This is a genomic window from Streptomyces sp. NPDC102441 (assembly GCF_044765585.1).
In the GTDB taxonomy this organism is placed as follows: domain Bacteria; phylum Actinomycetota; class Actinomycetes; order Streptomycetales; family Streptomycetaceae; genus Streptomyces.
Map to the genome: position 1 here is coordinate 233,669 of NZ_JBIWKH010000014.1, position 21,088 is coordinate 254,756.

The following is a 21,088-nucleotide window of genomic DNA, read 5'->3' on the forward strand; positions in this document are numbered from 1 at the left end:
AACGGTACCACCGCGTGGGGCCACACCAGTACCACTCATTCCCGGCGAGGCTGTACTCGGCCCGCCACCCACACCCCCACCAGCGCCACAGCCGCCATCGGCAGGAACACCACCGCGAACGCCCCGGGATGCGCCGTGGCCGTACCGCTCCCCACGGCCCCGTGCGCGGCCGCACCCACCGAGCCGCCGCCGAGTGCGGCGAAGGCGGCACCACCGGCGGCGAGCAGCAGCGCGTTGGACAGCCCGTCCGAGATCTGGAGGGCTGCCGAGTTGGCGCCCGCTTCGTTCGGGGCCGACAGCTTCAGCAGCAGCACGCTCGTCGACGCGATCACCATGCCCATACCGAAGCACCCGAAGCCCCAGACCACGGCGAGCGTCCACACCGGTACCGCTTCGATCAGCACGCTCGGCGCGGCGAGGATCGCCAGCGTCACGAGCACCATGCCCACGGCCATGAGGGCCCCCCGGTGGGGCTCCATCCTCGGCCGGGCCAGTACGTACGAGCCGAGCGCCCAGGTCAGGCCACCGGCGGCCAGGGAGAGACCCGCCAGCGTCGGGGACAGGCCGCGCTGGGTCACGAGCATCAGCGGGACGAAGGACTCCGCGACGATGAACGAGCCGGCCGATATCCCCCGCAGCAGGATCACGGCAGGCAGCCCACGCGCGGCCCGCACGGTCCCCCGGGGCAGCAGCCCGCGCACGGCGGGAACGAGCAGCGCGGCACCGGCCAGCGCCGGAACCAGGGAGACCCACCGCAGCTCCTGCCCCGCGTACTGGAGCAGCCCGGCACCCGCCGAGATCCCGAGCGCGAGCCGGATACGGCGCCGGTCGAACGGCTCCGCCGCGGCCTCCGCGTCCACGGGCCCTCCCGCCATACGCCGGATCGCGGGCAGCGCCAGGCCGAGCGGCAGGAGGATGAGGACCGGGATGCCGACGAAGACCCAGCGCCACCCGAGGTGCTCGGTCACGGTCCCGGAGGCCAGCGGGCCGACGACGGACGGGACGATCCAGGCGGCCGAGAACCCGGCCATGATGCTCGGCCGGATCCGCTCCGGGTAGGCCCGCCCGATGACCACGTACAGCGCCACGATCACGAGACCGCCGCCTATGCCCTGGACGGCACGCCCCAGGATGAACGTCCACATGTTCGCCGCGGTCCCGGAGAGCAGCAGCCCGGCTCCGAAGGCGCCGATCCCGGTGGCGAGCGGGGCGAGCGGCCCACGCCGGTCGGCCCACTGCCCGGAGAGCACCATGGCGAAGAGGCTGGTGGTGAAGTACGCGGAGAAGGCGAACGCGTAGAGAGGGATGCCGTGCAGCTCACGGGCGGCGACGGGCATGGCCGTACCGACGGCGGTCGCCTCGAAGGCGATGAGCAGGACGACGGACACGATGCCGACGCTGAGCGCCCGATAGGTCCGCCCGAGCACGCTTTCCGCCGGTTCGGCGACGGTGGTCTCCACGAGGGCGGCGGTGACCTCGGCGTCACGGGGTTCCAGGGCGGTCATGCGCTCCAGAGTAAGGGCCACAACCACGGGTGACCCCTGTCGGTGGGCGGGATCAGGCTGGTCCCTTCGTCGTACGACCACGGCCACCGCTCGGCCTCTCCCGGGCCGCGAACGTGAACGCGGTATGGCAGTCACGTTGCGGCCGGCCCGGACCCCTTGGCCCGGCCACCCCGGCCCCGTACGGTCGACAGCAGATCAAGAAACGCACGGCCGTGTGCCCGAGAGGTTCAGGGGCTCGACTGCAACTCGAGTTACACCGGTTCGAATCCGGTCACGGCCTCCACGCGGGAGAAGCGAAAAGGAACGGCCGCCCCCATGGCGCGGGGGCGGCCGTCTCTGCGTGCGCGGGCCTGCCACCACCTCAGGATTTTGGCCGCGCCTTCTGCCGGGCCCGCTCCTCGGACTCCTGCATTTCAAGGATCCGGAAGACATGGGAACTCGCCCGCTTGCGTGCGCTCCCGCTCGTGAACAGCGCCGCACCCGCGACGGCGGGGGGTACGGCAAGAAATCCGATTCCGAGGAGTTCCGGCCAGTCTCGCTCGGCGCTGCACAGCTCTCCCGCGCCTTGGCTGTACGAGGTGCTCTCGCTGTCGTAGAACACCGGGGCCTCGCAGGCGATTTCATCAAGATGACCCTGGCCCTGCACACTGAACGGGATCAGCAGCAAGTACCCCAACCAGAGGAACAGGGCTGCGGACACCGCCATCAGACCGGCGCCCCAACTCTGCTGCCGTCCAGCCCGACGATCGAATTCCTGTCGCGCCGGCCATTGCATGAGAAATCTCCCAGTGGTTGTTCAACTCGCTTGTCCGGACACAGAGAGCAACCAGCGGGCCTGGACTGCGACGGACCGTTGGTGCGGTCAGGCCTTGGCCGCACTCGTCACGAAGGCCGTCCACACGGCAGGGGCGACGGTGAAGGTGGGGCCGTCGGTGACCTTGGAGTCGCGGACGTGGACGGTGTGGGGGCAGGTGGCGACCTCGACGCAGGCACCGCCCTCGTTGCCGCTGTAGCTGGACTTGAACCAGGTCAGCCGGGGTCCGTCGCTCACAGTTGCCTCACCTTCGTCTCGATGATCTCCGCAGACTTCCAGGGGTTGAGCGCCTGCGCCCAGGATGCCGAAGAGGTCGAGCTGGTCGCTCACTTGCTCCGGCTTTGAGATCAACCTACCGCCGCCCTGCGCCTCCACATACATCAAGTTGCGGCCTTCCGCCGTGGACATCAACTGCATAGGACCCATCAGTCCCGCATGCGTGTGTTGAGCCGACGGCATCACCTGAACCGTCAGGTGGTTGTGCCGCTCCACGCAGTCCAGCACGTGCCGCAGTTGCTCCTTCAGCACCTCCGGTCCGCCCAGAGTCCGGTCCAGGACCGACTCCTCGATGACGTACCCGATGCGCGGCGGCGGCGTGCGCGACAGCACCGTCTGCCGTTCCAGCCGTGCTCCGACGTGCCGGGCGATCTCGTCCTCCGTGTACGCCGGCACTCGCGACCGGTACAGCGCGTGCACGTACCTGACTGCTCAGGGGGTGCGCATCAGATTGCGGAGGCCGGCGACGAGGGCCGGGACGTCGCGTTCGACCTCGGCCGGGGCTGCGGCCCCTGACGATTCCGCCGACTGGTGCGTGATCCCGCAAGGGCGGCAGAGGCCGTCCGGGAGCGCTTCGGCCGGGCCGGGGCGGCCGCAGTCGGTGCACTCGACCAGGAGACCGCGCGCAGGACGAGCGGCGGGCGGGCCCTGGGTCGGTGCGGGCAGGTGGGGCGGCATCTTGTCGGTGAGGCGGCGGCGTACCAGGCCGACGGGTGAGCCGACGCGCTCGGGGAGCCCGGCCGTGAGCGCCGAGGCCAGGTGGTCGGCGCTGACGCCTCGCGCGAACCATGCGGCGGCGAGCGGCTCCGGCGTGGCGCAGTCTGCGGCGGAAAGCGCCAGGCGGGGCTCGCTGCGGCCGAGTTCGACGAGGGCGAGGTAGGCGGGGGGCGGGGCCGCGGCAGCTGTGGGTGCGTTCACTGCGGGTCGCCCCGCTGTGCGCTGCTGGGGTACGGCCGCCGGCTCGGCGGAGGGCACGGGTGCCCGCTCCGGGGCGGCGGCCGGATCGCCTGCGAGCTTGGCGGTCCACCACTCGTTGTCATGGGCGGTGCGGGACCAGTAGGTGAGCGTCACCCACCGGCACTGCCCGGCCCCTTCGACCCGGCAACGCACACGGCGCAGGTGTCCGGCCACGGCGAGGGCGCGCAGGGCGGTGCCGATGGCCATCTGGCCGTACAGCGGCAGGTCCTTGGCCAGCGACTTGATGTCCATGGCCGCACCGTCGGGCAGGTGGTCGACATACGCGGCGACGTAGCGTTCACGCTCGGGGAGGAGGGCGAAGGCGCCTGCAACGGAGGGGCCTTGGGCCGGAATCGTCTGCTTGCCGTAGCCGCTGTGGGCCCTGCGGTACGGGCGCGAGGCTGCGGGAGCGGGCGGGGCGGAGCTAGGCTGCTGGATAGCCACGAGATCGTCCTTCTTGGGTGTGCGATCTTGGGTCAGACCCCGGCCGGTGCGCCAAACACCGCGTCGGGGTCGTCTCGTTGTGGGCACCGTAAGCAGCCGCGACTCTCCGCCGCAACTCGATCACGACTAGTCATACTTGCTGGCCGTGATGGGGTTGGAGGGAGGGGAGGTTTCCCCAAAAAACCCTTACCTACCCCCCGGATGAACAACACGTCTCGAACCCCGGCCCTCGCGTCTCAGCCCTCGAAGCCCGAAGCTCAAGCGTCGACCCCGCAGGCATCCCCCAACCCTCGAACGAGTGACAGGACCGCACCCGGCGCTCGGGCCCCGAGTCTCGGGGCCCGAGCGCCGGGGTCACCATCCGACCCCGCTGAGCATCTACTTCGGCGTGAGATCGGGGGTCTCGGGCAGCCCCGCGTTGCTCTCGCAACCGAGTTCCTTCACCAGCTTGAGCGAAACGGCATGCAGGATGGTCATGTTCAGGTTGCGGTACTCACGATTGTCCGGAGCATCGCTCTCGCCACGCCCGAAGCTGCCATGGACGCGCAGGGGCGTCTCGTCCGAACCCTTCAGTTGAGGGGTGACGCACTCGAAGTAGAGTGCGGCGTTGCTGCGTCCAACGGAGGACTGGACGCCCATGGTGTAGAGCTCCTGGCCGGCCGGGAGCCCTTCATCCTCCACGTCCTGGGGGGCATACATGGAGAACTTCACCCCCCCTCTGTCGGTCTGTTTGGCGCCTTTCGGACTGAGCTCACAGAGCGTGTTCACCCCACCCCAGGAACGCCCTGATCCATACGCTTCCTTGAGCGCGGAGACAGCCTTCTCCATGCCCTTGGGGCTCTTCACGAAGAAAAGCTTGTCCCCGGTCACCTTTTCGACCATCCCCGCCAGAGAACCGGAGAACACATCCCCGCACACCTGCTCGGCCCCGACGAACGGGTCGTCCTGTTGCTCCTCCTCCGCGGCGCACGCCACGCTCCCGGCGCTCATGACCATCACCAGAGCGGCGGCCGTCAGCCATCGTCTCACCCGTGCACACCCACTTCACTCATGCCTACGCCTCTTCTCGCCATCGTCCGCTGCCCCGGTCGGCGACCGGCCGGCTCCGGGTGCACATCCGGCACAGAGCACCCCGCCCATGTCCCTCGCTCAGCACTCAGGACTCCGGGCTCACGCCCTGGACGCGCGCACGCAGATTCCCATCGCCGTAGCCGAGCATCCTGGAATCGTCCAGATCCTCGGCCAGGTCTCCGCCCGTCCTGGCGTCGAGCTTTTCGATCTCGTCCCTGTGCTGGGCGACGAACGTGTCGACCGGAGTCTCCGTATAGGTCTCTCCCGCCTTGTAGACGGCCGCCTGCTGTTCGGAGGTCAGATCGTCGACCTTCTCCTTGTTCTTGTCGACCGCCTCCTCCCCCATACCGCCGACCACGTCCCCAATGAGCGTCTCGGCGGCTCCGGTCGCTACGTCGGTGAACATCGGCACCAGCAGCGCACCCGCGCCGATGACCGGGGCTGCGGGCAGGAAGAAGGCGGCCGTCGCCACTCCCGCACCCAGCGCGGCGGTGCCACCGAACTCAGCCCAACCGGACCGTCGCTCCGCGGCCTTCTCGAAGTCCTCATGCGCTTTGACGCCCTCGGCCACGACCTGGTCCGCACGCGACTGGTCCAGCATTCCCTGGACCTCGGATCCAATCTTCACCGTTCGTCGGACATCGCCCGTGTCGATCTCGCCGTCCTTGCCGACCTGCGCCTCCAGCGCACTGGTCGTGTAGATCTGCTCGGCGGCGCTCAACGACGCGTAGGCATCGGGGTGGTGTCCCAAGGCGCCCAGGAACTGCCTGGTGATGTCACGCCCGTTGGAATCGAGGGTGTCGGAGAAGTCGAGATGGCCCTCCCGGCTCCCAGCGGGCGCGAAGACGCTGTCGTCCTTGTTCTTGTCCATCGCCCAGTTGATGTCATCAATGTAACCGGCGCCCATCGCACCCAGGCTGTCGGACAGCGATTCCTGGGTCTTCAGCAGCTTGGCGTCTGAGTACTTCTCCATCACGTCGCGCATGACCGCTGCGTTATCGTCGTCCCGCACCACGCTCGCGTCCGGGTGACCGGCCGGGTAGCCGAGAGTGGCCGACTCCAGTGCGTGGCCCAACGCGTCGGGCATCTGGTTGAGGGAGTTCTTGAGCTCGTCCTCGTCCAGCGAGTTGACGTCGGGGAAGGACTCCCACTTCTCGTTGCCGAAGAAGTCGAGGTAGTTGTCGATCGGCGTGTCGCCGTTCTTGCCCAGATCGGCCGTGGCGCCCTTGTTGACCGTGCCGTCCTCGTTGTACGCGGTCGGCGGGTCGTTGAAGAAGTGCTTCGACGCGTCCGGGCTGTTGCCGAGCGCTTCCAGCATGGCGGTCGCCGGGTCGTAGCCGGCCCCGTTCACACCGGACGGGTTGAACGGGTTCTTGAACGGACTGTTCACCACCTTGTTGTCGGCGAACATGTACGGGTCCTTCTGGTGCAGCTGCGCCACGTGTTCGGCGATCGGGTTGAGGAACGCCTTGTCGTAGTTCCCGTACCGCATGATGCCGCCGAGCAGCTGGTAACCGTACGGCCCGTTGGAGTCGTACTTGGCCAGCGGGACGCGCTCCGTGCCCATCTTGCGGAGCTCGGGGCCCCACTCGTCGGAGAACGCCTTGTCGTGGGAGGCGGTGGCCAGGTTGAGCCCCAGGTTCTTCTGGAGTGCCTGGACGTCCTTGAGCCGCTCCTTGTCGACCTTTCCGTACTCGTACGTGTCCGTGGAAAGCTGCCCGAAGAACGCCAGCGACTTCTCCGGGCCGAGCTTCTCGTAAAAGTTCTTCGAGAACTCCACCGACTTGCTGTTGTCCGCCAGCAGTTCGTTGAGCGCCTGGAGTTCGGTGTGTGTGATGTCGCGGCCCTTGGCAGCCAGTGCGGCGGCCCGGGCGGCCTCCTCCTGGTCCATCTTCGTGTACTTCGGGGCGTTGAAGTCCTTGCGGTCCGTGACGTTGGCTTCGAGGGAGTTCTTGAAGGAGACGTCGGTGTCGTTGCAGTTGTCGACGATCAGGTCGATCTTCTTCTGCCAGGAGGCAATATTCTCCTTCTCCTGCTGAAGATACTTGCTGTAATCGGGGTCGTGCCGCGCCGTGTTGTCCTCGGACAGCGGATGCTTGGCACTGACCTTGCCCGCGGCGTCGACCTTGATTCCCGCCGCGGGGCCGTCGTGGTCCCGGATGCTGATCAGGTCGTCCTTGGCCTTCTTGATGGCGGTGTGACCCTCTTCGAGGATCTGCTTCACGCCCTTGGCCTCGGCCGCCGCGTCTGCGACCTCCTTGACCGTCTTGCCGATGAACGCCTTCGTGACACCGGCGTTGAGGCCGTCCCAGTCGGCCTTCTCCGCCTTGGCCTTCATCCCGTCGGAGGCCTCGGTGGCGAGCCTGTCCAGATCGCCCGCCATCTTCGACCAGTCGTCGACCGCGGTCTTCAGCTTCCCCATGGGGGCGTCGACTATGTCCTCGTACTTGAGCGTGCCCATGTTCCCCCGCCCCCTACTTAATGTATTTCGAAAGCGCGGAGATCGGCGCCAGATCTCCCTGGATCTTCACGTCGTCCTTCGCGTGCTGGGCCTTGGTGTAATCCAGGTGATTCGAAATGTGCGCAAGAGAATCCAGCAGCGTCTTCAGGTGTGTGTTCCAGCGATCATGCACCTTGAGCACCGCCGAACCGCTCGCGAAATTGCCGTTGGTGAGCGCGATCGCCGCGTCGAAGGTCGCAGCCCGGGCGTGATCGCCCTCCCGCGACACCTTCACCCGCAGGTCATAGGCGTCATTTCCGATAGCGCCGAGGTCGTCCCGATTGACCACCAGATCGCCGCTGCTGCCCCCGCCGCCACCGCCCTCGGCAGGAACGTGGTTGATCTGCATGGCGGTCCGCTGGGCCGCCGACGCGCGCAGTTCCGCCCATTCTTCCTCGAACGACACGAATTTCCCCCACGTCCCACGTATGCAGACCGCTTCGCCCGACACATGCGGTCACCGACCTCCTCACCGTATCGTCTTCCGCCGCGCGGCATCCGTGTGATCCCGAGCCGGATATCGGCCCGCCCCTGCGCGCCAGTCAGGGCCGCACGGGGCCCGGTGCCGGCCGCCGCCCGCCGGCGCGTGCGCGACTACTTCTGCCAGAGCACGGGGGTCTTGAAGCGACCGCCGTTGTCCTACTGGTCGAGTTCTTCACCTGCTCGAGCGCCACCGCATGCAGGATGGTCATGTTCACGTTGCGATACTCACGCCGGTCACGGCCGACCAGGACGTTTCAGCAAGATCGTGTTACGCGCTCTGCAATGTCCGAGGGTGGCGCCCGTCGCGTCGTCCCCCGTCCGAACCTAGAAAGGCCCCTCGCGTTGTCTGCCCGTGGAATTCTCCGGCGTCACCGATTCATCGGCGCGGCCCTCTCCCTGTCGGCCGTCGTCGCCCTCGCCTCCAGCCTGTCGGCGTGCTCTGGCGACGACCCGCCCAAGAAGGCGTACACCGTGCCCACGTCGCTGTGCGGGGTCGACGTCGACCCCGCACAGGTGAAGGCCCTGCTGCCGGGCGGGGATTCCGTCTCCCCGGCGTCCTCGGAGCCGAACGGAGGAACGACCCGCTGCGACGTGTCCGTGGACGGCAAGGCCGCCCTGCGCCTCACCCAGACATGGTGGGGGGCGGGGGAGACCGGGGTGACTGTCGCGGAGGCGTACGACGGCACGGACGGCGGGGCGACGTCGCACGACTACCGGTTCGTCTACGCCGGGAAGGCCGGTGTGGGCAAGACCGCTTCTTCCTGCAAGTCGTCGGAGCATCCGGAGCAGGACCTCTACGCGGTAATCCAGGTCCTCGACTCCGGCATCGACGACCAAACGGCCATGAAGAGTCTGATCACCGACTACACCAAGGCGGTCGACCAGTCGGCGGCCTGTGAGTGACCTTGCCGCGCGGAGAGGGCCGAACCTTCGCCGACGCCGAGTGCCGTAACCGACACGATGTGGCCCTCAGCCGCCCCCATGGCGCGGGGGCGGCCTCTGTTTCTCTCTCTGCCGCCGGTGGTTCGGCCCGCAAGGCTGCGGAACCACCGGAGATACCGCGCCAGACACAACGTCTTTACTTCGGAGTAAGCACAGAGGTCTTCGGCAGACCGCCGTTGTTCTCGCAGTCGAGTTCCTTCACCAGCTTGAGCGCCATGGTGTGGAGGATGGCCATGTTCATGTTGCGGTACTCACGCGTGTCGGGCGCGCCGCTCTTCCCACGCCCGAAACCGCCCTGGATCCGCAGCGGCGTCCTGTCCGAACCTTCCAACTGGGGACTCACGCACTCGAAATAGAGCGATGCGCCACCTCGCCCCACCGAGGATTGCGTACCCATCGTGTACAGCTCGCTGCCATACATGGAAAACGAGATGTCGGCCTCGTCACCCAAACCACCGGGCCATTGCCAGACCGGCCGCCGTCGTCCATCGCCTCATCCGCGCGCTCCTGGTGCGGTCACGTGCATTTCAGCTCACGCTGCGTGAAGTCGGCGAATTGCTTCAGAAGACTCGGTAGGACCCGGCGAACCTCCTGCTCGTCATTCTCCGAGCGGAAGGTGGTCAGGCGCAGCTCGATGTACGAGCCAGGAGTAGAGGGATCCTTCGAGGGCTGACAGACGATGTATGAGGCTGCCCCGTTCTCCCATACGAGCCCCTTCTTTCCCACGTCGACCGAGCCGGGGGCTGGCCCGACGATGGACTTCCAGTCGATCCACTTCTCGTAGCTCCGGCGGATGGCCATCGCCTGGAATGACGGACGGCCGTCGATATCGACATTGCAGGTCGGCATGTCCAGGTTCTTTGCCAGCACGAACGCGCGCGTGTGCAGCGCGGCCTCCTTGCCTGTCGGTAGCAGCGGGGCTACGGAGTCGGCAGCGAAGACGTCCCAGCAGAGCCGCTCGGGGAGTTCCGGAACGGCCTCGGCCTCCCCGGAGCATCCGGCCAGGAGCGAGGCCAGTATTACGGGAGCTGCTACTGCGACGGCCTTCCTGAATTGCAACACGGCTACTTCCCCCGGGGCATAGAGCTGGCCACCAGGTCACGTCCGACGGAGTGAGCCGTTGCGGTCTGTGTGGAGGCGGAACCTTTGTAGTCATTGACCTGTTCGGGCGTCAGCCCTGCCGCCCTGCCGCCTGCATCGACCGCTGCCACGGCTGCGTTCTTGGCTGCAGTTTCCGAGTCCGTGTAGCCGGTTCCGGTTTCGCGGCGCGCCTCACCTGACGTGTCCTCCTTTGCACTCTCCAGTGCGGCTTCGGTGACATCCTCCTGAACCCAACCCACTACGTCGCCGGCTAGTGGGACCATCTCCAGGTACTTGGCACCTGCCGCCGAAAGGACGCGATTCGTCCATTTTGCATTGTCTGCCGTTCCCTTATCGCATTCCTCTGCTTCATGAGATTTTGCCTCGTGAACCGCCTGGGCTCTTGCCTCGGTCATCATGCCCGCGATCTCCCCTCCCGGATGGACGGCATTGCGCACTGCCTCACCCATGTCATGGTGGGCCTCGGGGTGACTGAATGCGTCGCTCACCAGTGCCGTCGTGTAAGCCTGCTGTGCGTTCGTGATCGCTCCATAGGCCTGCGGGTCCTGTGCCACAGAGCCGAGGAACCCGGCCATCTGTGACTTTTCAAACTCCGCGAGCTCTCCGAACGGCTTGATCTGGCCGGCCCCGTTTTCTGCCGTGGCCTGCAAATCCGGCATGTACTCCGCCGCCATGTTGCCGAACTGCTGGGAGAGCCCATTGAGCGGGCCCGGGGGGTCGCCAGGCTTGGCGGCCACGAGCTCGGGCTCTGTGCCGATCTTTTCCACGACCTGCTCCATCACCTCGGCCATGGCCTTGCTGTGGGAGACCGGCGGTGCATCGTCGTCACCCGGTACGCGGCCCGTGACCGCCGCCTCCAGGGCGTTGCCCATAGCCGTCTGGCCAGGGGTGTACTCCCCGTTGCCTGCCGCGTCGTACCAGTCCGCCGTCGGCTTCTTGTCAAGCATGTAGTCGACCACGCCCTGCGCGTCCTTGCCCTTGATCTCGGCGTCCGACAGCGTGACGATGCCGTCCTTGTTGGTGTCCTCGCGGATTCCCTCATTGAAGAACTCCGTGGCCGCCGCCGGGTTGTTGCTCATCGCTTCCATGAGGCCGGTCATCGGGTTGAAGCCCTTACCGCCGGTCTCGTCGAGGCTGATGGCCATCTTCAGGTCGGACGGCAGGTTCTGGGACCAGATCTCCGGGTTCTTCTTGTCCAGCGCCACCATGTCGCGGCCCACCGTGGTGAGGAAGTCCTTGTCGTACGTACCTTCCCGGAGGAGCGCTCCAAGCGCCTGATAGCCGTAGACCTTCGTGCCGATGCCCGTGACGCGCGATACGTCCATCTCCTTTCGGCCGGCCTTCAGGAGCTGTGTGGTCCAGGTGGCATCCAGATGGTTCGGCGTCGAGGTCTGGGTGGCCAGGCCGAGCATCGCGCCCATGTCGTTCTGCATGTTGCGGACCATGGAGGCCCGGTCCTGGCCGAGGGGGCCGAGCGAGGTCGCGTCCAGCGACATCTTCGTATAGGCCTCGAGCGTTCCCTCCGCACCGAGCCTGCGGTAGAAGCCGGTGGCGAACTCGGGATCATCTCGGTTGTCGTCGATGATGTCTTCAAGTGCCTTGAGCGCCTTCAAATTGCGGGCGGTGCCACCTTCGCCCGTGACCGTCCTCATCAGATCGGCGGCGCGGTCCACCTGCTCCGCGTCGAGACTGCTGAACTTCGGTGCGCTGAAGTCGTTGCCACCCTGCACGTTGGCCAGAAGGGCCCGCCTCAGGGAATCGTCGGCATCGGAGCAGTCCTCGACAAGCCGGTCGATCCGCTTCTGCCAGGTGATCACGGCGGCCTTCTGCCTCTGAAGAGCCTCCGGATAGTCCGGGTCGTTACGTGCGCCAACGTCGCCCTCCAGGTCGTACCGGGGCGACACCTTGCCGGCGGCGCTGATCAGGATCCCGGCCTTCCCTGCCTCCTCGTCCCTGATCCTGACGAGCTCGTCCTTGGCAATCCTGAACGAGGTGTGCGCGTCCGCCAGCAGCAGCTTGATGCCCTTGGCCTCGGCCGCCGCGTCCTCGAATTCCTTGGCTGTCTTGGCTATGAAGGGCTTGGTGACACCCGCGTTCACGCCGTCCCAGTCAGCCTTGTCCGACTTCGCCTTCATACCGTTGCGAGCGTCGTCAGCCAGTGTCTCCAGCTTGGTGACCATCTCCGACCAGTCGTCGGCAGCAGTCTTCAACTTGCCCACAGGGGCGTCGACTACGTCCGCGTACTTGAGTTCGGACTTCATTTCTGCGCTCCCCCGGCCACTACTTCAGGTATTCCCTGAGCTTGGAGATCGGCACCAGGTCGCCACCGATCTGCACATCGTCCTTGGAATGAACGGACTTGGTGTAATCCAGGTGGTTCGAAATATGTGCACAAGAATCCAGCAGCGTCCTCATGTGCGTGTTCCAGCGGTCGTGCACCTTGAGCAGTGCGGAACCGCTGGTGAAGTTGCCGTTGGTAAGTGCGATGGCCGCGTCGAAAGTGGAAGGACGGGCGTGGTCACCGTCCTTCGACAGCCGGACGCGCACCCCGTAGGCATCATTCCCGACAGCTCCCAGGTCGTCCTGGTTGACCACCAGGTCGCCGGCCCTGCCCCCGCTCCCGCCGCCCTCGGCCGGAACGCTGTTGATCTGCATGGCACTCCGTCGCGCTGCCGCCGCGTCGCAAAGCCCGGCCCATTCCTCGTTGAACGTCATGAATTCCCCATCCCCGTCCCGTCGCCCTGCGTGGCCGACGATCGTCACCACTGTCTCACTCCCGGTAGTTGTCCTGCCCCCAAGCTCCTCAGTTGGCGGAAATTGGATTCCTACGCTGGCGGAAAGAGATGGACCGATCCGAGCATTACGTACCAAAGTCATCAAGACCGGAGACCTAGCGAGCAGTTAGCAGCGGACGTATGGCAGGGCGTAAGATCTGGCGCCTTGTCCGGGCATGGATTCAACGGGTTCACGGGGAGTGCGTATGGCCGCCGTCGTCTTCTTGTTCGTCATCGCCGCCGCATTTCTGGTCATGGCGCTGGCCGGCCCCTACCGGCTGTACTGGCGGGCCCGGCCGCACGCACCGCGGCAGCCGTCGGACACGGCTCTCGCGCTGGGGCGGGTCGCCGCGTTCGGGGTCGCTGGGGTGTTCGTCTTCGGGGGGTGCTCGGTCCAGGAGGGCGTCGACAAGAGGGCCTGGAGTGCGAGCGAGGTCAGGGAGGCCGCCGAGCACGCGGCCGAGTTCATGGCCGCCGACACGCAGATTCGCGGTGACGCCACGGACGGCTACGCCTCGCTGATCGAGGCGCGCGTCATAAGGGCCGGCGAGGACCAGGGGCCCTCGTACGGCATCTACGTGGAACGGGCCGGTGAAGGGCACGACTACGAGATATCGGCGTCCGGATCGGGCGCCCCACCGTCTGCATGCACGTCGCGGAGGAGAAGTCGTCGGAGGGCGGAGTCTTCGTCCCGGGAGCGACCGGCGGCAACAGCAACTCCATTCCCGAGTACGAGATGACCGCCACCGTCGACGATGGCGCCTGCTGAATATCCAGGCGGTCCGGTACTGCGACGGCCCGCAGGTGTGGATCAGCCCGTGACCGTACCCGCCAGGAAAGCGGACCAGGCGGCGGGGGCGACGGTGAAGGTGGGGCCGTCGGTGACCTTGGAGTCGCGGACATGGACGGTGTGGGGGCAAGTGGCGACCTCGACGCAGGCCTCACCCTCGTTGTTGCTGTAGCTGGACTTGTGCCAGCCGTAGGCGACTTCGATACAGGCGCCGCCCTCATTGCCGCTGTAACTGGACTTGAACCAGGAGAGCTCCGGCCCGATGGTCATAGTCGCCTCACCTTCGTTTCGATGATCTCAGCCGACTTCCAGGGGTTGAGCGCCTGGGCGCGCAGGATGCCGAAGAGGTCGAACATATCGGCCACCTGCTCCGGCCTGGAGATCAACCTACCGCCGCCCTGACTCTCCGCGAAGACCAGATTGCGCCCTTCCCCTGTACACATCAACTGCATCGGCCCGTTCAACCCCGCGTGCGTGTGTTGGTCGGAGGGCATCACCTGCACCGTCAGGTGGTTCATCCGCCGCATGCAGTCGAGCAGATGCAGCAGTTGCTCCTTCAGCACCTCCGCGCCGCCGAGCGTCCGGTCCAGGACCGACTCCTCGATGACGTACCCGACATACGGCGGCGGCGTACGCATCAGCACCGCCTGCCGTTCCAGGCGCGCCTCGACATGCTGAACGATCTCGTCCTCGGTGTACGCGGGTTTGCGCGCCCGGTACAACGCGTACGCATACACCTCCGTCTGGAGCAGCCCCGGCAGCAGCATCGTCTCGTACGCGCTGATCACCCGCGCCTGCCGTTCCAGCCGTGCCCAGTCCAGGAACTTCGCCGGGTACTTCTCCTCGTCGATCAGCTCGGTGCACGCCTTGAGCGCACCGCCCGCGCCGAAGACCCGGTCCGCGTCGGCCAGCAGCTCCAGCCCAGGGATGCGCTCCGCCCGCTCGACCGCCCCTATCAGCGACTCCGAGATCAACAGCTGCTCCGCAGCGGCCTTCTGCGTGAGCCCTGCCCGCACCCGATGGATGCAGATCAGATCCCCCACCAGCCTCCGCACCCGCGACGGCTCGCCACTTGCGCCCACAGCCACCTCTACCTTCTCCACATCCCGCCGTTGTGCACCTCTTCCTACTGGTCACGCTACGCAGCGGTCGGAATGCTTAGGGTCATGACGAGCAACAAACGCCCCGAATGGGTACCTGTCTCCGGGCATCGACTCCACCTGACCGGCGTCCACTTCGATGCCATCCGACTGCGGGGCGTACGGGGCGAGGCAGTGCTGCACCACCTCGGGACACTGACCGACGGCGAACCGGGCCCGGTCGTGCGGGAAGTCGCGGGCAGCCGGTGGACCTACTTCCTGATCCCGCCCGGTTCGAGCAAAGAGTACGACTGGCCGCCGGGCGCCAGGTGCTTCGGGCCGGCAGCCCGCGACCAGTACGTCGGTATCCCCGCACCGGACGGCAACACCTATCCGCTGAGCTGGCGTTGCGGGGCGCCGGAGGAGGGCGAGTTCGTGGACGCGGAGCTGCTCTACGGGCTGGTGATGGCCCAGCTGGCACCGGAGGTCGAGTAAGACGGGCCCGGTCAACTGCCGGGCCGGGCGGGGAGCGCGTCCAAGGCCATGGCTCGTACGCGTCGCCCAGTACAGCCGTCAGGACTGAGGGCGTGCAGACGAATCGGCCGCCAGCCGAAGCTGACGACCGATCGCGAAAAACCGAGGGTCGGCCGGTGTGGCGACGAGCGTCACCCGGGGCCGCGGGGGCCTACTCGACGACTCGCACCGCACCCGAAGGACAGAGCGCGCCGGCTTCGCGTGCCAACGTGCGCTCCCCGGCACCGGGTTCGGCGGCCAGCACCGTCACCAGGCCCTCGTCGTCCTGGTCGAACACGTCCGGCGCCGTCAACGCGCACAGACCGGCTCCCACGCAGACATCCCGGTCGGCTGTCACACGCATGACTACTCCCTCCGCCGCGGTCACCAGGTGACCGGCAGTTCGTTCACGCCCTGGATCGTCGTCCCCGGACGCAGGTCCAACTGGTCGACAGACACCGCCAGTCGCAGGTTGGGCAGCCGTTCGATCAGCGCCGTGAGAATGACCTCCAGTTCGAGGCGGGCCAGGTTCTGGCCGAGGCACTGATGTACGCCGTAGCCGAACGCCAGGTGGTGGCGCGCCTCGCGTCGCACGTCGAAGACATCCGGGTCGGCGAAGACCGAGCTGTCGCGGTTGGCTATGGAGTTGGTGACCATGACGCCCTCCCCGGCCCGGATGAGCTGCCCGTCGATCTCGATGTCGGCCGTCGCGATACGCCCCCCGGCGATGTCGGCGATCGCCAGAAGACGCAGCAGTTCCTCCACCGCGCCCGGCACCAGTGACGGGTCAGCGCGCAATGCAGCGTACTGGTCGGGGTGTTCGAGCAGGGTGATGACGCTCAGCGACGTCATCGACGCGGTGGTCTCGTGGCCCGCAACCAGCAGGAGGATCGCGGTCGACACCAGCTCCTCCCGGTCGATCGTGCCCTTCTCCAACTGCTCCGTGACGAGGGTGCTCAGCAGGCCCGGCCCGGGCTTGCCTCGCAGAGTGTCCACCAGGCCGCCGAGGTACTCCTCCAGGTCGTCCCGAGCGGCACGCGCCCCCGCCGCATCCGGCGACTGGATCAGCCGCTGGGACGCGTCCTGGAAGAAGTCGTGGTCGGCGTAGGGCACGCCGAGCATCTGGCAGATCACCATGGACGGCACGGGCAGCGCGAACTGGCTGACGAGGTCGGCGGGCGAACCGGAGGCGATCATCCGGTCCAGAAAGCCGTGCACGATCTGCTCGACGTCCGCCCGCATCCCCTTGATGCGCCGGACGGTGAACTCACTGATGGTCATGCGCCGCTTCGGCCCGTGCTCCGGCGGATCCAAGCCGATGAAGGCGGGTCGGCGGTCACGGAAACTCTCCACTCGCCCCGAGGTCGCCGGGAAGTCGACGCTCCTCCGGTCGGAGGAGAGCCGGGGATCGGCCAGCAGCTTCCGGGCCGTGTCATACCCGGTCACCAGCCATGCCTGACGACCGTCGTAGAGGGTCACACGCTGCAGCGACCCTTCGCGTGCCCGGAGGTCGTTGTACTGATCGGGGAGACGGTAGGGGCAGGTGCGGTCACTGGGGAAAGCGGGCGCACCTGAGGGGGGCGTCGCAACGATCTCGGTCATCAGCAGTCCCTCGACACTCTCGACGCTTAAAGAACGGTCAGTTCTCTAACGCGAGGTTAGGCTGACCCATTCAGCGCTCGCAATGGGTGCTCAACAAATGGCTGGGAGTCATGCCTCCAACCAACGGGGACGCGCCGGACCGGATGGACGGCGACCATCGAAGAAACCCTCGCCGCCGAGGCGAGGAATTGAAGAACGCCATCCTGGCGGCAGCCCTCGATGAACTCGCCGAGGTCGGCTACGCGGGACTGACGATGGAGCGCGTGGCCGTGCGGGCCCGCACGGGCAAAGCCGCCCTGTACCGCCGATGGCCCAGCCGTGCCGAACTCGTCGTCGAAGCGTGCACCGTCCATCGCCTCTCCGACGTCGACATGCCCGACACCGGCGCTCTGCGTACCGACGTGATCGCCGCACTACGTCAGCTCTGCGCCAACCTGGCCACATCGCATGGCGATATCCTCCGCGGTCTGCTGGCCGAAGCCATGCACGACCCCGAGCTCGCCCGCCTGGTCCGCGAACGAGTGCACACCGCAGGCCCGGGGCCGATCCAGGCTGTTCTGCTGCGCGCAGTCGCACGTGGCGAGATCGAGCCGTGGATCCCCGCCTCACGGCGCGCCACCGTGGCGGTCGACCTGCTCCGCAACTACTACTTCCTCCACGGGGCGCCGATCCCGGAGGGTGTCATCACCGAGATCGTCGACGACGTCTATCTCCCGCTGCTCCTCGCGCCGCCGGGTCCCCTACAGAACACCGGCTCGGGCCAGGCAAGGAACGGCACTAGCGGAGACACCTAGCAACGGGTCATCACCCTGCGTGATACAGCCTGGTACCCCTGCGGGCTTCAGACGGTCGGGCCCGGAGGGCCTCCGTACGGCGCGTTGGCTCCAGGGCCACCGGGCGGGGGGCCGTACTGCGGGTACGGAGGCTGGGATTGCTGCTGGTGTGGGTACGGGGGCTGGTACGGCTGCGGGACAACCGTGGCTGCGCTCCGGCGGCGGGAGCGAACGACCAGGACGGCCGCCGCGACTCCGATGAGGGCTACCGCGCCGATGCCCAGGCCGATCCAAAGGGCGGTGTTGCCGTTGTCGTCGGTAGCCGAGGCTGCGGCGGCCGGCTTGTCGCTCTCTTCGGAACCGCCCGTGGCCTTGGACGGCTCGGCGGAGGGCTCCGGAGACTCGGCCGCCGCGAGATCCGGGAGCGGGTACTCGTCGGCGGGGCCCGGGTCGCCGGGCGTCTTCAGGGCGATCCGGGGGCGGACGATGCCGTAACCGATGTCGTCCACACGCTCCTCGCCGGTCGTGGGTCCACCCGCCGTGTTGAGCAGCACCCGCAGCACCTGGTTGTTGGTCCAGTCCGGGTGCTTGGACCAGATGAGTGCGGCGGAGGCGGAAGCGAGGGCTGTGGCGTCGCTGGTCCCGTGCGAGGTGCAGAGGTCTGTCTCGCTCTTGCAGGCGTGAATCATCTCCTCGCCCGGCGCGGAGAGGTCTACCTGGGGGCCGAACTGGGATTCCTCTGTCCTCTGCAGATTCTTGCCAATGGCCGCCACACCTACAGCCCCGGGAGTCGCTCCCGGGTATTTGACACTATTAGTGCTCTTGGCATCGTTACCCACTGCAGCGAAGACCAATGAGCCTTTCCCAAGCGCGTACTTGACGGAGTCGGTCAACTGCTGTGAACCCTCACTCGTACCCAGCGAGATGTTGATGACCTTGGCGCCCTTGTCGGCGGCATACCGGATGGCCCCAGGCACCTTCGCGTTGAACTGTTCAATGTCTTCCGCAAGGTTGGCAGCCTTGTCGGGGACCCGGACAGGAAGAATCTTCACACCGGGCGCCAAGCCGAACGCACCGTCTCCGCCCCGGCTGTCGCCCGTTCCTGCGATCAGGCCAGCCATCCCCGTACCGTGACCGTCGTAGTCAGAGTGCTCATCGCCGGACTCCCCCGGAGCGAAGTTCTTCCCGTCGAGCACCTGCCCTTGCAGATCAGGGATTGACGTATCGACCCCTGTGTCGATCACCGCAACGGTGACGCCGTTCCCTGTGCTGCTCCGCCACATCTCCTCGGCCTTCATCGACGTCAGGTGCCACTGATCCGAACGGACCGACTCCGCATGAGCAGTCCCTGCCGTGGCAGCTACCAGAAGTGTTCCAAGCACCACCAGAACAGAGGCCCTTGTCCAGCCCCCGTGCACACCGCTGGCAAGCATTCGCGTCCTTATCCGGAGTCGTTCCATCAGTCGATGACGGGCGGCACTGCTCGACGGCCACCCTGCTTCCACGTCTCTTCATCTTCGATCAAGTAGTCCGGACGCTCACCGCCCTCATCACGGCGGGGATCTCCGGGCCGACGGCTTGACGGTGCCCGCAACCCGCCTGCCGCCTGTCCAGCAGCACGCCCGTTTTCGTTGCCCCGAACAAGGCCGGTGCCACCAGGCGTGAAGGGACGTTCACCTGAACGCCCTGCTTGCCGAGGCCGGCCACCGACGACTCCGCTGTTTCCTCCAGCCGGTGGGCGCCCGCCCATGGCCCCGCTCCGAGCGGCGCCGCCGGCACCCATCCCGCCATTCCCCATGGGGCTCCGCCCCTGCGCCCCCTCACCGCCGACAACAGTTCCGCGAGAAAGCCCTCGGCTGGCGGGCTGGGCTACCGGCCGACCACCGGTGATGCCGGCATCACGAGGCATGCGGCTTGCCGAGCCCGAACTGGGCAGCCCTGCGCTCTTCGCGTTGCCGAAGGGACCTAGAGCCGACCGTGAACCGCCGCCGAACGCGGGGGGTACGGGGAGTCCAGAAGCCAGACCGCTGTCCGGCCTACCCGTCACCGGCGGTCCCTGCTGTGACACCGAGGGCGTGGGCGATGACTGTGGCAGAGTCGCTGTGCTGTTGACCTCCATGCTGACCGGGGTTTCCAGGTTGGGCAGCACGCGGACCACTGATGAGTCAGGAGCGCCTTGGCTTCCTGAGCCCGTTGCCTGCGAGGACTCGGAGTGCGTGGGCACCTCGCGAATCGCGCCTCCGCCCTCTCCGGCTCCCCTGCCGCCAGCTGGACCGTAGGTCTCGGAGCCACCGTAGCCAACTGCTCGCTCCGGCACGATCGCCCCCGGCGGCGGCGGAAACGCAGGCCTCTCCAAGCCGTCCAGCTGCGAAGCCGACAACGCGTACGACTGCGCCAGCTTCCGCATCTCCGCCGCAGCCTCCTGGCGGTTCGCCTCCTTCGCGGCGATCAGAGTCTCTGCCGACTTCTGCGCCACCGCGGACGCATCCGGGTCGTTCCGCGCCGCCCGCGCCGCATCCAGGTTCGCCTGCGCCCCCGCGTGCGTACGCGGGATGGCGACCTGCGCCGTGGCGAGCGAGTCGGAGGCCTGGGCCAGCCACTTCGACGCTCCCTCGCTGTAGTCGCCGAGGCGCAGCGTCGCGTTGGCAAGGTCGTCACTCCAGGTGCGAAAGGCCGTGGCGCCGTCGCCCTTCCACTCGACAGCCTGCGGACGGACCTTCAGCTCCTCCGCGATCTTGCGGATCTCGCTGGCAGCACTGATCAGTCGGTCCGACGCACCCTGGATCGCCCCACTGTTGGCCATGTCCAGCCAGGCCAGCATGGTCTCGTGGCTCATGCTGTCGAAAGGTGTGCCCTGCCCTGCTTCCCCGTGGTCCATCCCTAGCCCCCGTCCATCCGCCGTGCCGTTCTCATGCACGTCGTCATCATCAGATCGCCCCGGTGGTCGGCACCGGCTCGGGCACGTCCGGGGTCGCCTGCCCGTTCTGCTGCCCCGTCGGGTCGTACTCGCCGCCGTAGTGCTTCTTCGCCTCGTCCGAGATCGCGAGCATGCGGCGCCGGGTGTCGGCATCCAGGTTCTCGTAGCCGTTGTGCGACGCCAGGACCGCGATGCTCATGCCCTCTATGCAGTCCGAAAGGGTCTTCGAAAGCGTTTCGAGCTCGGTGATCACCGTCTGGTACGACACGAACAGACTTGCCGCTTCGGCCCAGTTATTGTCGCCCCCACCGAACTGGGCGCGCTTCACCGTGTCCTGTCCGAGCTGGGTGGCGTCCGCCGGTGACTCCTTGAGCGCGACCAGTATCTCGTCGATTCGACTACGGAACTTCTTGAAAGACGTGAGTTCGGTGGCCAGTCCAACGGCGGCAGCCGCCGTTGTGACACCCATGAACGGCACGCCGACCAGTCCCGCTCCGGAACCCTCACTCGGCAGCACAGCACCCTCCCCCGGATACAGCCGACTACA

At 67.0% G+C, this 21,088-nt stretch carries 22 protein-coding genes and 1 tRNA gene; 5 read left to right on the forward strand and 18 right to left on the reverse strand.

The genetic code is table 11. The features are described 5' to 3' along the window. Positions 1-35: 35 nt before the first annotated feature. On the reverse strand, positions 36-1,505 hold the full coding sequence (locus tag ACIREO_RS29170) for an MFS transporter (RefSeq protein ID WP_404115511.1): 1,470 nt from the start codon (positions 1,503-1,505) through the stop codon (positions 36-38). A gap of 208 nt (positions 1,506-1,713) precedes the next feature. Between ACIREO_RS29170 and ACIREO_RS29175 the strand changes: the two genes are divergently transcribed. After that, positions 1,714-1,788 (forward strand) — tRNA-Cys (locus tag ACIREO_RS29175). A 78-nt stretch (positions 1,789-1,866) separates the two neighbouring features. Here ACIREO_RS29175 and ACIREO_RS29180 read toward each other — a convergent pair. The 6 genes from ACIREO_RS29180 to ACIREO_RS29205 all read right to left on the reverse strand — a co-directional run bounded on the left by ACIREO_RS29180 (position 1,867) and on the right by ACIREO_RS29205 (position 7,973). Next, complete coding sequence (locus ACIREO_RS29180) at positions 1,867-2,280, reverse strand: hypothetical protein (RefSeq protein ID WP_404115513.1); 414 nt, start codon at positions 2,278-2,280, stop codon at positions 1,867-1,869. A gap of 87 nt (positions 2,281-2,367) precedes the next feature. Continuing rightward, positions 2,368-2,991, reverse strand: coding sequence for a DUF397 domain-containing protein (locus tag ACIREO_RS29185; protein ID WP_404115515.1), 624 nt, complete (start codon positions 2,989-2,991; stop codon positions 2,368-2,370). Positions 2,992-3,027: 36 nt separating this feature from the next. Next, positions 3,028-3,996 (reverse strand): MarR family transcriptional regulator, encoded by a 969-nt coding sequence (locus tag ACIREO_RS29190; protein WP_404115517.1) that lies wholly within the window; start codon positions 3,994-3,996, stop codon positions 3,028-3,030. Between the two features lie 378 nt (positions 3,997-4,374). Continuing rightward, entirely contained in the window at positions 4,375-5,025 is a 651-nt protein-coding gene (locus ACIREO_RS29195; RefSeq protein ID WP_404115519.1) for a hypothetical protein, read from the reverse strand. A gap of 127 nt (positions 5,026-5,152) precedes the next feature. After that, complete coding sequence (locus tag ACIREO_RS29200) at positions 5,153-7,528, reverse strand: hypothetical protein (RefSeq protein WP_404115521.1); 2,376 nt, start codon at positions 7,526-7,528, stop codon at positions 5,153-5,155. Positions 7,529-7,541: 13 nt separating this feature from the next. After that, entirely contained in the window at positions 7,542-7,973 is a 432-nt protein-coding gene (locus ACIREO_RS29205) for a hypothetical protein (RefSeq protein WP_404115523.1), read from the reverse strand. 419 nt (positions 7,974-8,392) lie between these two features. On the opposite strand from ACIREO_RS29205, the gene ACIREO_RS29210 reads away from it, so the two are divergent. Next, entirely contained in the window at positions 8,393-8,953 is a 561-nt protein-coding gene (locus tag ACIREO_RS29210) for a hypothetical protein (RefSeq protein ID WP_404115525.1), read from the forward strand. A 175-nt stretch (positions 8,954-9,128) separates the two neighbouring features. Here the strand turns inward: ACIREO_RS29210 and ACIREO_RS29215 are convergent, their stop codons facing one another. From ACIREO_RS29215 to ACIREO_RS29230, 4 genes are all read right to left on the reverse strand, one after another. Further along, the gene (locus tag ACIREO_RS29215; protein WP_404115527.1) at positions 9,129-9,335 is read right to left on the reverse strand and encodes a hypothetical protein; all 207 of its coding nucleotides are present in this window, start codon (positions 9,333-9,335) and stop codon (positions 9,129-9,131) included. A 173-nt stretch (positions 9,336-9,508) separates the two neighbouring features. After that, on the reverse strand, positions 9,509-10,051 hold the full coding sequence (locus ACIREO_RS29220; RefSeq protein ID WP_404115529.1) for a hypothetical protein: 543 nt from the start codon (positions 10,049-10,051) through the stop codon (positions 9,509-9,511). A gap of 5 nt (positions 10,052-10,056) precedes the next feature. Then, on the reverse strand, positions 10,057-12,354 hold the full coding sequence (locus ACIREO_RS29225; protein WP_404115531.1) for a DUF6571 family protein: 2,298 nt from the start codon (positions 12,352-12,354) through the stop codon (positions 10,057-10,059). A 19-nt stretch (positions 12,355-12,373) separates the two neighbouring features. Further along, positions 12,374-12,808: a hypothetical protein gene (locus tag ACIREO_RS29230; protein ID WP_404115533.1), complete on the reverse strand. Its 435-nt coding sequence runs from the start codon at positions 12,806-12,808 to the stop codon at positions 12,374-12,376. Positions 12,809-13,073: 265 nt separating this feature from the next. Between ACIREO_RS29230 and ACIREO_RS29235 the strand changes: the two genes are divergently transcribed. Further along, positions 13,074-13,607, forward strand: a complete 534-nt coding sequence (locus ACIREO_RS29235) for a hypothetical protein (RefSeq protein ID WP_404115535.1) — start codon at positions 13,074-13,076, stop codon at positions 13,605-13,607. A 71-nt stretch (positions 13,608-13,678) separates the two neighbouring features. Here the strand turns inward: ACIREO_RS29235 and ACIREO_RS29240 are convergent, their stop codons facing one another. Next, complete coding sequence (locus ACIREO_RS29240; RefSeq protein WP_404115537.1) at positions 13,679-13,927, reverse strand: DUF397 domain-containing protein; 249 nt, start codon at positions 13,925-13,927, stop codon at positions 13,679-13,681. Then, positions 13,924-14,745 (reverse strand): Scr1 family TA system antitoxin-like transcriptional regulator, encoded by an 822-nt coding sequence (locus ACIREO_RS29245; RefSeq protein WP_404115539.1) that lies wholly within the window; start codon positions 14,743-14,745, stop codon positions 13,924-13,926. Before ACIREO_RS29245 ends, ACIREO_RS29240 begins: the two co-directional genes overlap by 4 nt. A gap of 78 nt (positions 14,746-14,823) precedes the next feature. Here ACIREO_RS29245 and ACIREO_RS29250 point away from each other — a divergent pair, with 78 nt between their 5' ends. Continuing rightward, positions 14,824-15,231: a hypothetical protein gene (locus ACIREO_RS29250; protein ID WP_404115541.1), complete on the forward strand. Its 408-nt coding sequence runs from the start codon at positions 14,824-14,826 to the stop codon at positions 15,229-15,231. A gap of 190 nt (positions 15,232-15,421) precedes the next feature. On the opposite strand, the gene ACIREO_RS29255 is transcribed toward ACIREO_RS29250, so the two are convergent. Beyond that, the gene (locus ACIREO_RS29255; RefSeq protein WP_404115543.1) at positions 15,422-15,613 is read right to left on the reverse strand and encodes a ferredoxin; all 192 of its coding nucleotides are present in this window, start codon (positions 15,611-15,613) and stop codon (positions 15,422-15,424) included. 20 nt (positions 15,614-15,633) lie between these two features. Then, complete coding sequence (locus ACIREO_RS29260) at positions 15,634-16,851, reverse strand: cytochrome P450 (RefSeq protein WP_404115545.1); 1,218 nt, start codon at positions 16,849-16,851, stop codon at positions 15,634-15,636. Positions 16,852-17,039: 188 nt separating this feature from the next. On the opposite strand from ACIREO_RS29260, the gene ACIREO_RS29265 reads away from it, so the two are divergent. After that, entirely contained in the window at positions 17,040-17,645 is a 606-nt protein-coding gene (locus ACIREO_RS29265; RefSeq protein ID WP_404115547.1) for a TetR/AcrR family transcriptional regulator, read from the forward strand. Between the two features lie 47 nt (positions 17,646-17,692). Here ACIREO_RS29265 and mycP read toward each other — a convergent pair whose 3' ends face one another. From mycP to ACIREO_RS29280, 3 genes are all read right to left on the reverse strand, one after another. Further along, on the reverse strand, positions 17,693-19,084 hold the full coding sequence (mycP, locus tag ACIREO_RS29270) for a type VII secretion-associated serine protease mycosin (protein ID WP_404115549.1): 1,392 nt from the start codon (positions 19,082-19,084) through the stop codon (positions 17,693-17,695). Continuing rightward, positions 19,084-20,460, reverse strand: a complete 1,377-nt coding sequence (locus ACIREO_RS29275; RefSeq protein WP_404115551.1) for a translation initiation factor IF-2 — start codon at positions 20,458-20,460, stop codon at positions 19,084-19,086. The genes mycP and ACIREO_RS29275 overlap by 1 nt, the downstream gene beginning before the upstream one ends. 91 nt (positions 20,461-20,551) lie before the next feature. Beyond that, on the reverse strand, positions 20,552-21,058 hold the full coding sequence (locus ACIREO_RS29280; protein ID WP_404115553.1) for a hypothetical protein: 507 nt from the start codon (positions 21,056-21,058) through the stop codon (positions 20,552-20,554). Between the last annotated feature and the right edge of the window lie 30 nt (positions 21,059-21,088).